At 24.6% G+C, this 12709-nt stretch carries 17 protein-coding genes; 4 read left to right on the top strand and 13 right to left on the bottom strand.

The window, feature by feature from the left end; genetic code table 4:
- Positions 1–5 precede the first annotated feature (5 nt).
- The 9 genes from AACK93_RS01250 to AACK93_RS01290 form a co-directional block, all read right to left on the bottom strand.
- A complete protein-coding gene (locus AACK93_RS01250; protein ID WP_339024766.1) occupies positions 6–974 on the bottom strand; it encodes a sugar ABC transporter permease in 969 nt (322 codons plus the stop codon).
- Entirely contained in the window at positions 974–2896 is a 1923-nt protein-coding gene (locus AACK93_RS01255) for an ATP-binding cassette domain-containing protein (RefSeq protein ID WP_339024768.1), read from the bottom strand. The genes AACK93_RS01250 and AACK93_RS01255 overlap by 1 nt, the downstream gene beginning before the upstream one ends.
- Positions 2897–3047: 151 nt before the next feature.
- The gene (locus AACK93_RS01260) at positions 3048–3242 is read right to left on the bottom strand and encodes a hypothetical protein (RefSeq protein WP_339024770.1); all 195 of its coding nucleotides are present in this window, start codon (positions 3240–3242) and stop codon (positions 3048–3050) included.
- Positions 3243–3611: 369 nt separating this feature from the next.
- Entirely contained in the window at positions 3612–4007 is a 396-nt protein-coding gene (locus AACK93_RS01265; protein ID WP_339025439.1) for a transposase family protein, read from the bottom strand.
- Positions 4008–4504: 497 nt separating this feature from the next.
- On the bottom strand, positions 4505–4753 hold the full coding sequence (locus AACK93_RS01270) for a hypothetical protein (protein ID WP_339024772.1): 249 nt from the start codon (positions 4751–4753) through the stop codon (positions 4505–4507).
- A gap of 261 nt (positions 4754–5014) precedes the next feature.
- Positions 5015–5431: a hypothetical protein gene (locus AACK93_RS01275; RefSeq protein WP_339024773.1), complete on the bottom strand. Its 417-nt coding sequence runs from the start codon at positions 5429–5431 to the stop codon at positions 5015–5017.
- Between the two features lie 224 nt (positions 5432–5655).
- A complete protein-coding gene (gene hpf, locus AACK93_RS01280; protein WP_339024774.1) occupies positions 5656–6018 on the bottom strand; it encodes a ribosome hibernation-promoting factor, HPF/YfiA family in 363 nt (120 codons plus the stop codon).
- A gap of 255 nt (positions 6019–6273) precedes the next feature.
- On the bottom strand, positions 6274–7356 hold the full coding sequence (locus AACK93_RS01285) for an Mbov_0401 family ICE element transposase-like protein (RefSeq protein ID WP_339024775.1): 1083 nt from the start codon (positions 7354–7356) through the stop codon (positions 6274–6276).
- On the bottom strand, positions 7349–7663 hold the full coding sequence (locus AACK93_RS01290) for a UPF0236 family transposase-like protein (protein WP_339024777.1): 315 nt from the start codon (positions 7661–7663) through the stop codon (positions 7349–7351). Before AACK93_RS01290 ends, AACK93_RS01285 begins: the two co-directional genes overlap by 8 nt.
- Positions 7664–7906: 243 nt before the next feature.
- Between AACK93_RS01290 and AACK93_RS01295 the strand changes: the two genes are divergently transcribed.
- A complete protein-coding gene (locus AACK93_RS01295) occupies positions 7907–8347 on the top strand; it encodes a PQQ-binding-like beta-propeller repeat protein (RefSeq protein WP_339024778.1) in 441 nt (146 codons plus the stop codon).
- Positions 8348–8591: 244 nt separating this feature from the next.
- Here the strand turns inward: AACK93_RS01295 and AACK93_RS01300 are convergent, their stop codons facing one another.
- Positions 8592–8834, bottom strand: coding sequence for a hypothetical protein (locus AACK93_RS01300; protein ID WP_339024780.1), 243 nt, complete (start codon positions 8832–8834; stop codon positions 8592–8594).
- 16 nt (positions 8835–8850) lie between these two features.
- Between AACK93_RS01300 and AACK93_RS01305 the strand changes: the two genes are divergently transcribed.
- Complete coding sequence (locus tag AACK93_RS01305; RefSeq protein WP_339024781.1) at positions 8851–9126, top strand: hypothetical protein; 276 nt, start codon at positions 8851–8853, stop codon at positions 9124–9126.
- Positions 9127–9816: 690 nt separating this feature from the next.
- On the opposite strand, the gene AACK93_RS01310 is transcribed toward AACK93_RS01305, so the two are convergent.
- Entirely contained in the window at positions 9817–9939 is a 123-nt protein-coding gene (locus tag AACK93_RS01310) for a hypothetical protein (RefSeq protein ID WP_339024782.1), read from the bottom strand.
- Between the two features lie 170 nt (positions 9940–10109).
- Between AACK93_RS01310 and AACK93_RS01315 the strand changes: the two genes are divergently transcribed.
- Positions 10110–10337 (top strand): hypothetical protein, encoded by a 228-nt coding sequence (locus AACK93_RS01315; RefSeq protein ID WP_339024783.1) that lies wholly within the window; start codon positions 10110–10112, stop codon positions 10335–10337.
- Positions 10338–10386: 49 nt separating this feature from the next.
- Here AACK93_RS01315 and AACK93_RS01320 read toward each other — a convergent pair whose 3' ends face one another.
- Both AACK93_RS01320 and AACK93_RS01325 read right to left on the bottom strand, forming a co-directional pair.
- Positions 10387–10752, bottom strand: coding sequence for a hypothetical protein (locus AACK93_RS01320; RefSeq protein WP_339024784.1), 366 nt, complete (start codon positions 10750–10752; stop codon positions 10387–10389).
- Positions 10753–11165: 413 nt separating this feature from the next.
- Entirely contained in the window at positions 11166–11444 is a 279-nt protein-coding gene (locus AACK93_RS01325) for a hypothetical protein (RefSeq protein WP_339024785.1), read from the bottom strand.
- A 92-nt stretch (positions 11445–11536) separates the two neighbouring features.
- Here AACK93_RS01325 and AACK93_RS01330 point away from each other — a divergent pair.
- A protein-coding gene (locus AACK93_RS01330) for an IS3 family transposase (protein ID WP_339024786.1) occupies positions 11537–12600 on the top strand; the annotation gives its coding sequence in 2 pieces (ribosomal slippage) (positions 11537–11741 and positions 11741–12600; 1065 coding nt in all).
- The last annotated feature ends 109 nt before the right edge of the window (positions 12601–12709 follow it).

Below are 12709 nucleotides of genomic sequence, written 5' to 3' on the forward strand. Positions count from 1 at the left end.
ATCTCCTAACTATATTTTCTTGATAATTGTTTACTAATAATTCGCGTTACAATTGTAATTAATAAAATAATTATCATTAAGATTATTGAAGCTGCTGCTGCTTCATTGTAACTAGCATTCATTCGGCGTTGAAAAATTCAAAAAACAACTGTTTGAATCTGATAAGTAGATGCTTGAATATAATTAGCATATAATCCTAAAGGAAATATTTTAAAAGAATCAATTAACCCAATAGTAAATAAGTAAATTAACATCGGAATAACTAAAGGTATCGTCACTTTAAATAACTGCTTAATTTTACTTATCCCATCAATAGCGGCAGCTTGATAATATTGATTATTTATTTTTAATAACGCTGTTGTTAGCATAATGATATTAAAAGGTAATGATTTTCATATTCCATAAATAATTAAAACTAAAATTGCATAATTAGCATCATTTAATCAAGGTCGTTTTTCCAAATAAAAAAGAACAAACAAAGTATTCATAACTCCTTCAGGACTAAAAATAAAAGCAAAAGTCATAGTAACAGCCATTGCACTAGTAACATATGGCAAAAAGAAAATACCTTGCAAAAAATTAAAAATTCATTTTGACATAATGCCAGTTAACAACTTAGCAACTATCAATGAAATAATTAATGATAAAGGTACAACTGCTGTTGAATAAATTAAGGAATTTTTTAAAGCAATTTGAAATTCATGATTTTTTCATACTAATTCAAAATGCTTTCATGAAAATTTAAAATCAATTTCCGGACCACCATTAACAGCTGTTCTAGCAACAATAAAAATTGGATAAAACATAAATATTCCTAATAATGTTAATGCTGGCGTTAACCAAATTAATGAAATAAGAGTACTATCGCGTTTTTGAGCATTATTAGGTTTTTTGTAATATCGCTTTAAATAATTAAAAAAATTTTGTGAAGATTTTGTTTGTAAAGATTTTTCAATCGGTTTTTTACTAGCCATTAAACAACCTCTACAGTTAATTCAGTTTCTGGATCAAATAAAAAAATCGTCTTTTTAACAAAATTAATTTTTACCTTTTCACCGTGTTCATAAAACTTATCTTCATCCATATCACAAACTGTTTTAACATATTCATTATTTCTAATCTTAATAGTTACAAAGGCGCTCCGACCTAATTCTTCAAACAAAGAAATTTCACCAATTAAAGGTTTTTTATTAACAAACTTAGTATTTAATGAATCACTATTTAATTTTAAATCTTCAGGGCGAATACCAATAGTAATATAGCCAGGTTTAGCTTTTATGGCTTTACCAATTTTAATCTCATCAATTCAAATATTATGTTGTTTATCAATTATCCCATTAAAAAAATTCATTGTGGGATTGCCAATAAATTGTGCAACAAATTTATTAACTGGTTGATTATACACTTCATGTGGTGTTCCAACTTGTTGTAATACCCCTTGCTTCATAATATAAATATAATCAGATATTGACATTGCTTCTTCTTGATCGTGAGTTACAAAAATTGCTGTAATTTGTGATTTTTGTTGAAAACGCCGAATTCACTCTCTTGTTGTTACTCTTAACTTGGCATCTAGATTAGATAACGGTTCATCTAACAATAAAATATCTGGAGCTTTAACAATTGCTCTCGCGATCGCCACTCTTTGCTGTTGACCACCAGATAAATTACCTGGTCGTTTCTTTAATTGATTAGTAATTTCTACTTGCTGAGCAACAAGATTAACACTTTTACTAACTTCTTTTCTAAATGAAGTTAATTGTTGCTTTAATGCTTGTAATTCGTTATTTAATTGCTCATCAGTTTTCATTGTTATTAATGCTGGTAATAACTGATAATATTCATTAGCAATTGCTGTTAATTTTATTAACATAACATCATAAGCCGCTAATAAATTATTACCAATTTTCTTTTGATACTTATCAAGCCCCTTTTGTTCTTCTTTATCTCATAATTGTTGATGTTTCTTAAAAAAATTCACATACTTACTATGAATCAAACTATATTGTAAAGTGTGATCTTTTTTCTGTTGCTGTTTAAAATTTTTAACTAATTCATTATATGCTTTTTGATGATCTTTCATTACAATTTTTAAAGCATTTAACTTATTTTTAGCAGAATTTAAATAATTATATTTCATTTGTAGTAAAAACTTATCAATTGCAAAATTAATTTCTCTAGTTTTAAAATTCTTATTTGTTGTTTTAAAACTACTTAAATTATTATTAATAGTTATTTTTAACTGTGAAATATTATGATAAATTAAATTTAAAAAATCACAATATTTAATATGAACGGCTAATCTTGATTGATCATATCACTGACTATGAATCCGATTACGAAATGTTTCTAAATGCTTTTCATTATAAATTATTGCAGCTTCACGCTTATGAAATTTAAAAATATCTGCTAAATAATTAACAATCATTTCATTAACTAACTTATCATAAGTTTCTAAATACTCAGAAAGTAATATTGCAATTTGATTTTTAAATCTTTGTTTTTCAACATTTAAACCACTATCTTGCAAATCTTTAATTAATAACCGAATATTAGTATTACTGTTTTTAACAGTTCGTTTAAATTTTTTATCTTGATATAAAGGCAAAGCAATATTTTTAAAAACATTTAAATGCGGATATAAAGCATAATTTTGGAATATTAAACCAATATTACGATTTTGCGGTGACCGTTTAGTTACATCTTTATCATTAAAAATAATTTGTCCCTGATTAACTTGCAATAATCCCGCAATCGCATAAAGCGTTGTTGATTTTCCGCAACCAGATGGTCCTAACAAAGTAACTAATTGTCCTGTTTTCACATACATATTAAAATTATTGATCGCTAATGTTTCACCATAATCAATACTAATATTTTTTAAAATAACACCCATTTAAAACTCCCTGAAATATTAATTTCCATAAGCAATTATATTAGAAAATAACAATTTTTAAAAGGATTTATAAAATTATTTAAAAAAAAGAAAAATACATTTACATTTGTAAATGTATTTCAAAATTAATATGATTAAGATTTAAATATTATTAACGACTAAAAATCCAACTTACTACTTTTTTAGTAAAATTATATTTAACTGTTTTGGATGCTGTTCCTTTTCCTTCTAACGCCTTAATAGTAATATCTACAGTGACAGTATTACCAGTTACATCAATTTCTCCAGGATCAACAAAATCAATCTGCGACACCGCCTCATCAATTCTTAATCCTAACTTATTCAATATATATCATATGTAATTAGACCAATAAAATCATGAACATATCACCATTTCTCATGAACATCTTTTATTTCTACAGTAGTATCTGGCAACGCATTAATGCGAGCATCAACTTTTTAAACTACAAGATGCCGTCGGCATTACTGTCACCAATGTCATGGGGGTTAATGTTAAGGTCGCTAAAAATGCTATAAAACTTTTTTTAATATTTAATTCTTCTTTTCATGTATTGTTTGTTATATAAGTTATATTACTGGGAAATCACTAATTTTACAAGATATTAGTTAAAAAGAATTGTTTATCTGCTTTCATTAGACTTGGTACATAACTATAACTAGAAATAGCTTAATTCAAAATTATATATTTTTGAAATTAAGTTAAATCGTAATCCAAAACTTCTAATCTTATTGCGATGATAATGCGATAAACTAGTATTTTAAATCTTTTTAATCTAGCAAAAACATGCTCAATGGCAATTCTAATTTTACTTAAAAAATTTTTATATTCCTTTTTATCTGGATTTAAAGGATTATTTTTACTATTTTTAATTGGCAATAATTTATTTTTATGAATATTTTGCAAACCTTGATATGCTGAATCAGCAACTAATTCTATTTTTGGATTTATAAGTGTATTTGATTTTAAAAATAACTTATAATCATAAATATTGCCATAACAAAAATCTACTGAAATAATTTTATTGCTAAATAAATCAATAATTATTTGCGATTTTAATGAATGTTGCCTTTTCTTACCAGAAAATAATAATTTTAGTTTTTTTTAATTCTTTCAACTGAAATTTCTGTAGCATCAATTGCTAATAAATTATTAGTAGTACCCTTATTTTCCAACAATATCCTTTTGCCAGGTATATGAAAGTGACTATTTTTTATTAAAGTATTTTCAAATCAAAAGATATTACGAATACAACTAACATGACTAATATTATATTTTTTTGCAATAAAACGATATGTAATATATTCTTTTCATTATTCTAAAGTCATAAGTAATCTTTGCTCTATTGATAATTTATTTGGTTTGACACCAATTTGTTTTTGTTTAGTTTCAACTTCTTTTAAAATTTCTGCCATTTTCATAAAGGTTTTATATTTTATGCCTATTAAACTATAAAATTAATTTTCGTCTTTGTATTTATCTAACATTTACCCTTCATATAGGAAATAATATTATCAAAATAGTAGATAAAATTAAAGGTTATGTACCAAGTCTATTGTAAAAATATATTTAACTTCTTTTTTTTCTTTTTATTTGGGCATTGCTCGCACAGTAATTATTAACTCGACAACATTATAGTATGTATAAAACTGAAAACTTTCATCAAAGTTTGAATTAACTTTCGCTTTATTTAAATCCATTCAAAGTCTTTCTATCAAATCCATAACGGCATACAATTGCAAACCAAAAAAATTTCACTTAGCTGGAGGAATATCTTTAATTTCCACAGTATCTGGCAAACTACTAATTCGACTATCTAAACTTCCTGACTTTTTCATCTCAATAATGCCACAACTACTAAGCGGCATCACAATAAACTAGTGGTGTTAATGTCAAACTTGTTAAAAACGGTATAAGTCAAGTCACTTCATAAATAATTAATCCCTCTTTCTAAGTTTTTTTATATAAATATTTTACTAACAAATATTAGTTTTTCAAGGAATTTAATTAATAAATAATTTTTATAAAAAAATACACTTACAACTGTAAGTGTATTTTTTTATAATAAGAATTATCGCTTTTTATAAATTACGATATTACTATTCTTCTGCTTGATTAACTTTAATTGTAAATTCTTTCAAAAATGTTCCATCAGCAGCAGCTTTTGCTTTTACAGTAAATTTAACTTCAGCACTGTTGCTTGCTCCGGGGGCTTTTGGAATTGTTCCAACTAATGCTACCACAACCTCTTTAGCGTTGGAATCCACACCTTTAATTTTAGTATTAACTTTTGTCTGAATCAATTCAAGAACACTCTTATCAGTTCATCCTTTTGCGTTATTAACTGTTAAAGCATCACCCTCTTCAATCGTAATCTTATCAATTGCTTTATCGGTATCAGTAACATTAACTGTAGTTTCTGCGTCTTTTTTTGCGCCACAACCAATAATTGGTAATGCTATGATAGCAGGAAATCCTGCTAAAGCTGTTATTAATCTTAATCCTGATAATTTCATATTTAATTCTCCCTTTTCATTTATTTTACTATATATATCATTTTACTTTGAAATTTTATTTTTACAATAACTTCTTTGGTTATTTTTATACAAAATAAATATTTAATTTCCAAATGCTAATTTATTAAATTAACCCATCACCTCCACCAAGAGTTAAAACTCTGGGTTAATTATAGCAATAAATTCTTAAAATAAAAGATATTTTATCTAATTTAATAATGGCATTAGACATCCTCATCTAATGTTAAGTCAAGAGGAAATTCTACTTTCGTAAATTTTTCTTTACCGCGCGGAATTCAACGGTCTTTCATTCTTCGTAATTGTTCTTCTAACTTATGACGCACTTCATCAACGGCAGCGTACAAATCAATATGCCGGGCTTCGGCTTGTAAATGATTACTCTTTCCTTTTAAATCAAGAACAACACGAACACGACTTAAATTTTCTTTATAAGTTCTTACTTCAACATGAATTGAATCATCAAGATTAATAATTTTATACTTACTAATTTTTTCTAAACTATTAATAATGCGTTTACGAATCGCCTCAGTTACTTCAATATTTTTACCGCGAATAACGAATTGCATTTGATAAACCTCCTTAATTATATTATATTATTTTTTTATTGAAAAAAATATCTAAATCTTATTTTGGTCGCGTTTAGTTTTCTTGGGTATTGCTTTGAAGAAGTAAAACAATCAGCTAATTATATTATTTAATCACCAAACTAACCCTGCCTTTCTTGTTGTTGTCATTTTCATTCTTTTTCATTTTATCATATTATTGAATTTTTACACAATAAAAAATTATTAATTTTATTAAATTTTAACTAATATTTTTACTTACTTAAATGTAATATATTTATTTGTATATACAATGTTGCCTTTGCTGATTCAACTATCATCATTTTTCTTATTATATTTATTTCATAATGAAGTTTTATATATTTCTTTTCTGATTTTTATTTCTGAATTAATATTTTCATTAATGTAATGTAATACATTTAATTTGTTTAAATTTGCCATTCTTAAATGTAATAGGTTATTTAAATTCTTATGATGATATATTTTTGCTCCATATCCTAATTGTTGTTTTACTAAATGCGATACATCACTTTCAATGCTACAACCGATATTTCATTCTAAATTTTGATGATGAATACCTTGCTTATTATTATTGAAATAATTACTCGCCTTTCTTAAATTTGTTTTAATATCTTTATTTAATTCATTTTTAACAATATTACGAATAATTTTGATTAATTCTTGATGATTTCCGTCCTTATATAATTTAATTCAACTATTTAGTGCTACTTTACGATTTTCAAAAACAATATTAAATATAAATATCGTTTGTTTTAATTTTTTAATAGTGTGATAACCATCTAAAATATATCTAACATTACCAAAACTATTGACAATTTCTCTAATTCAAGCATCACCATCGCCGCAAACAATTATTCTGTCATAATTGATATTCAAATAATCTTTTTGTAATTCTTTAATTAATAAATCACGATAATCCATCGTATTTATTCGTTTACCAACTTTTAACATTAGAAAATAACCTCGTTTGTTTTCTAATTCTCTACGAGCATTTTTGTAATTTTTTTCTTTATGTCTGGTATGAAAAGTAACTAAACGAATTCTTTGGTCTTGTTTAACTTTCTGATCTAATGTCGCTAAAAATTTTTCATCTAGTTGAATATATAAATTCTTATTTTTGATATCAACTATATTTTTAGTTTCTTTTTCTGCTAGTTGAAAATATTCAGCAATATCATATTTATTTAAAATATTTGAAATACTACCTTTTGAAATATAACAATGATTTAGAGCATCTAAAATATCGCGATAGCGTTTACCATCACCCAAAAGACTTAAAACTTTAAATTGAACATCAAAATAAATGCGTTGTTTAGGCAATAAACCAATTTTCTTTATCTAATAAACATACATATTCAAATTTACCTGATTTTTGATTTCAATATTTATATTGGCGTCGTTTAAAAACAACTTCACCAAAAATTGTAATAATTGTTCTTGATGCAAAATGAACTACTTTATAACCTTGTTTTAAGCGATAATGATATTTATATAAGTACTCATCTAATTTTTCATATTCGTTGGCTAATTGTTCACATTTATTGGTGTACATATTTTTATGGGTTGTAAATAGACTTAATCAATGCTTGTTTTCTATAGTTTTTAAATTATTTTTAATTTCTAACATAAAAAATCGCCTTTCTTGGTAGTGATTTTAACAAAGTTAAATTTCGTTAGTTTATTTTTCTGTTTTAATGATAATTTTTTTTAGAATTAGTATTTAATAACCTGAAAAAATGATAAAAATTCTTATTTTAATAAGTTATAATCAATTTATATTATAATTAGACTCTAAAAATTTAAGGAAGGATGTTGATTGTTTGGTAAATTTTATTAATTAGTAAAAATTCACGAAAGGGATTTAATTAATATGAAAAAATTACTTAGTTTATTAAGTACAATAACAATATCAAGTGGTGGAATAGCGGGAATCGTTGCCAATAATCCTTATCAAAAACAAGAGCAATTAGAAAATATAAATGATAAAAGACAAAAACGAAGCAATAATGAAAATATAAATAGAGCAAAAATTGTTATTACAGCAAAAGAGCAAATTGAATCTTCTGGTGTAGTATTTAATAATAAACTATATTTTGGTTCGTCAGATAACAATGTTTATGAATATGATCCGGCCACAGAACAACAAAAAATTGTTATTAAAACAAATGGAGAAGTTATATCTTCTGGTGTGGTTTTAAACAACAAATTATATGTTGGCTCATGAGATAAAAATGTTTATGAATATAGTCAGTATAATTTAAATTCAAATTTGGGACAAATTAATAATAATTCTGATAATGTGCAATTTTAAGTGAATTAAATTATCTAAATCCTAATTTAGATATTTCGCAATTAGAAATAATTAATAAAACAAATATATCAACCACAATTAAAGCAAAAAATAATAGTAATAATTATTTTGGTGAAGTTACTGTTAATTATAAAATTAAAAATAAAAATGAAATTAATGTTATTAATTTAAATGAATTAATTAAAAGAGCAGTATTTTTTAAGTTTCGTGATGAAAACCCTAATTTAAAATTTAAGAAAATAAATTATATTGATACTAATAATTTAAATTTTTCAGATATTGAAATAACAAAAAAAGAACATACATTTTTATGATCTAATGTTCCTAAAAATGTATGTTCTGATAGAGAAATTATCAATAAAACTCCAAATACAAGATCATTTAATGTACCTGCTTGTGAATATAATTCAAAATCAAAATTAGTATTTCAAATTACAACAGGATTAACTAAAACAAAACAAGAAAATAAATTAAATGGTTGAAACATAAATGCTGATGATGAAATGAAATTAACAGATTTTACAAATATAAATAATAAAAATTCTGAAATCATTAATGTATTATCAAATGAATTTGATTTATCAAACACAAATAAACAAGAACAAGAAATGATTTTAAGTATTTTTAAGGAACCCGCTGATAAATTTGAACTTAATCTCAATGAAAAATTAAAAATTACTTATCCAGTAAGAATAATTACATCTAAAGTTATATTAAATTTAAAACAAAAAATTACAGGAAATATTACTGCCAAAATAATTAATGATAACAATAAATAACAAATAGTTACATTATCAATTACAGAAGTAATACAAATTTTACAAAAATATAGTTTATTACCCAATGAAATTACTATAGATAAAAACAATGATAAAATAACATTTAACGGTGGGGCATTTTTTCATCAGAGAGAGAAGGGCCAGTAAAAACAAATACAGTTACTACTATAGTATAATGTTTTATAAAAACGATATTAGCTATTTAGAACAATAACTTTAATTGAAACAAGCACAACAATTTAATCTCTTGTGATAAAATAAGAAAAATATTCGAACCAGTAATTTAATTAAATTACTGGTTTTTATTTTGTCAAAATAGAAAAAATGAAAAAGTTGTTTAAAAATATTATCGTCATAGAATACTATCTTAAAAAGGTGGTATTTTAACAGTTTTTTAATTTAGTTATTAAGGATTTTCAATTTCAATTTCAAAATTATTTGTACATATTAAACTATAATCTGTTGTATTATCATCTTATTTGTAGTCATTTAAAATTTGTGCCTTGTGCTTTAATTGTTATTTTTTTATTAATTACTCATTCTCTCTTTCCTGCTTTGGTTTCATATGTAGTTATTAATTGTCTTATTTCATCTTGTTTATTTTTATTACTAGAGAATTCTGATTGTATAAATTTGAAAGTAAAATCGTTTAATTTTTTAAATTCTGGTAATTTTTCATTTAGATTGATATTATCTTCTTTCTTTATTACTATCTTTATTTTTTTGTTTTACTGGTTCATTTATTTTTTTAGAACAGCCGATTATTGGTAGTGTTATTAACCCTAAAACAGCGGTTATATTTAAAAATTTCATAAAATTAACTCCTTTATTTTATTTTTTCAATATATATATATATACATTATACAAAAATTCTTAATATCATTAGAAAAATGGCAAAAACGATTAAAAATTGAAAGGTATAGTAAAAGGCGGGTACTGTTTTAAAAATTGGGAAAATTGCGGTTGAAAAGTTAACTGTCGCTTTGGCAATAATTGCTAATGTTCGTAAAATTGTAATGATTTGCGAAGCCGTTAGCATTCAATTAATCATTTTGATACAAGCATTTTGAATGGCACAGCCAATGTCATTAAAAGTAGGGATTCATCGTCCAGAATATTTACAATTTGCTGGCGGGATTATGTCATCTCATTCCGAGCTGGTTGAACCATCAGGTATAAACGCTGTGGAGTTAAGAACATTAAAGTCATAAATTTTAAAATTATAATTAGAGGTATTTGTTTTATGATACAAAGAAAAAGTTAAGGTAAAAATATTAATGCCATAGCGAATATCAATGTCCGTATTGAAGTAATTAATGCTGTTAGCAGTCTTGCTGGTTGGCAAGGTAATCAGTTTATTGTCGTAAGATTTAAGAACATTAAATTCAATTTGATAGATACTGTTATTATTTTTAATAGCATTAAAATTTTCTTGGTGCGTTTTTTATCAAAAGTAAAAAAATAACTTCTTAGTAATAATTCTAAGTCTCCTATAATATTTACTAAGTATTTTTTGGGATAAAAAGTAATTAACGAACGATAAAAGAAACCAATTTGAATAAAATAGTTCTTGTTATAATTAACTACGCCTTTAAAATCAATTTCGGTATGAGTTTTTTCGTCCATATCAAAAGTCGCATAAAATAAACTGGAAAAGAAATTGCCAAGAATTTCATAGATTTCGTCAAAAACATTTTTGTACTAGCTGTTGTTATACTAGGAATGTTGTTTTTAAAATAAAGGTAAATGTCATTTTTTAATTCAGGATCGTATCTCAAAAAACTAAATTTAACATTAAGATAATTTAAGGCACCAAAAAGATACTTAATTAAGTAATAATCGTTAGCATTTGTAGTGTCATATTTTCAGATTTCACTTTCATCGTGTAATAATTGTAAATAGTTATTGCCCGCAATTAAGGTTTTATTAAAAGCTTTAATTTTCAAAATATTTGTTTTAATTTCATCTTTACTACTAGAAGTTTTGTGATAAAAATAGCTTTCGTTTTTAAAACCATGATTTTTAATGGTAAATTCTTTTTAATACCCTTTTTCTAAAGTATTAATGAAATTAAATACTGCTGTTCAATAAAGATAAGAGTAATTAAATTTATCAAAATCACCACGATGAATCATTAAATAATCAAGGTTATCAATAACATCGCTGTATTTGTGATTACCGTCAAAGTTAATAGTTGTTTCTGGTAAGTCAATATCAGTGCTATCTTTTTTAATTTCAATTTCAAAATCATTTGTACATATTAAACTATAATCTGTTGTATTATCATCTTGTGGATAGACTACAATAAGTTGGACCATAATTATATAGACTTCGAAATTATTAATAAAGAAGGAATATAAAAATGGGAAATAAAACCTCATACTCTGAAGAATTTAAAAAATAAATTGTCATGCTATACAAAAATGGCAAAAGTGTTATTAATTTAGGGAAAGAATATAATTTACCAAAACCAACTATTTATAGTTGAGTTAAAAATTATAATAATTCTGGTTCATTTAAAGCAAAAGACAATCGCAAACTAGAAGAAAATGAAATAATAACTTTACGAAAAGAACTTAAAGACTTAAAAATGGAAAATGACATTTTAAAGCAATTCGCACTGATAATGGCCAAAAAATAACAATAATTAATAGCAATAAGAAAAAATATTCGATAAGAAAAATGTGTAAATTATTAAATATTTCAAAATCCAATTACTATTATCAAATTAATAAATACACAAGGAAAATAGTGAATAATTATAATCAAGAAATTATCAGTGCATTTAACGCAAGCCACCAAGTCTATGGAGCCCGAAAAATCAAAGTAGTATTAGCTCATAAAAGTATTAACCTATCTAGACATAAAATTAGAAATATTATAAAAAACAATAATTTGATATCAAAGTACACAAAAACAAGACTTAAATGCAAAAATATTCAAGTAAATAATGATCCAGTAAATAACATTGTAAACCGAGACTTTAATAATAGAAAAATAAATGAAACCATCGTTAGTGACTTGACTTATATAAAAGTGGGTTTTAAATGATTTTATGTGTGTCTCCTAATTGATTTGTATAATCGCGAGATTGTTGGTTATAGTTCCGGACCAAATAAAAATACGGAGTTGGTTTATCAAGCTATTATGCGAATTACTAGACCATTATCAAAAATTGAAATATTTCATACCGACCGAGGTAATGAGTTTAAAAATAATATAATTGATCAATTATTATCTACATTTAAAATTCAAAGATCATTGAGTGCGAAGGGTTGTCCATATGATAATGCAGTTGCTGAAGCAACTTATAAAGTTTTTAAAACAGAATTTATTAATGGTAGAAAATTCAATGATCTTGCACAATTAGAACTTGAATTATTTGATTACATTAATTGATACAATAATCTTAGAATACATGGCAGTTTAAATTATTTATCTCCAGTTACTTTTAGAAAACAAATGTCTATATAAAAATTGTCCTAAAAAGGGTTGCCAATCCAATGATTTTTTTTACTTCTAATCATTTACAAAATAAGCATTTAGAAGATACAAAAAAGAATTTAATCAATGAAGGTTTTCA

Origin of the sequence: Spiroplasma endosymbiont of Agriotes lineatus (genome assembly GCF_964019485.1) — a bacterium.
Lineage (GTDB): Bacteria > Bacillota_I > Bacilli_A > Mycoplasmatales > Nriv7 > Nriv7.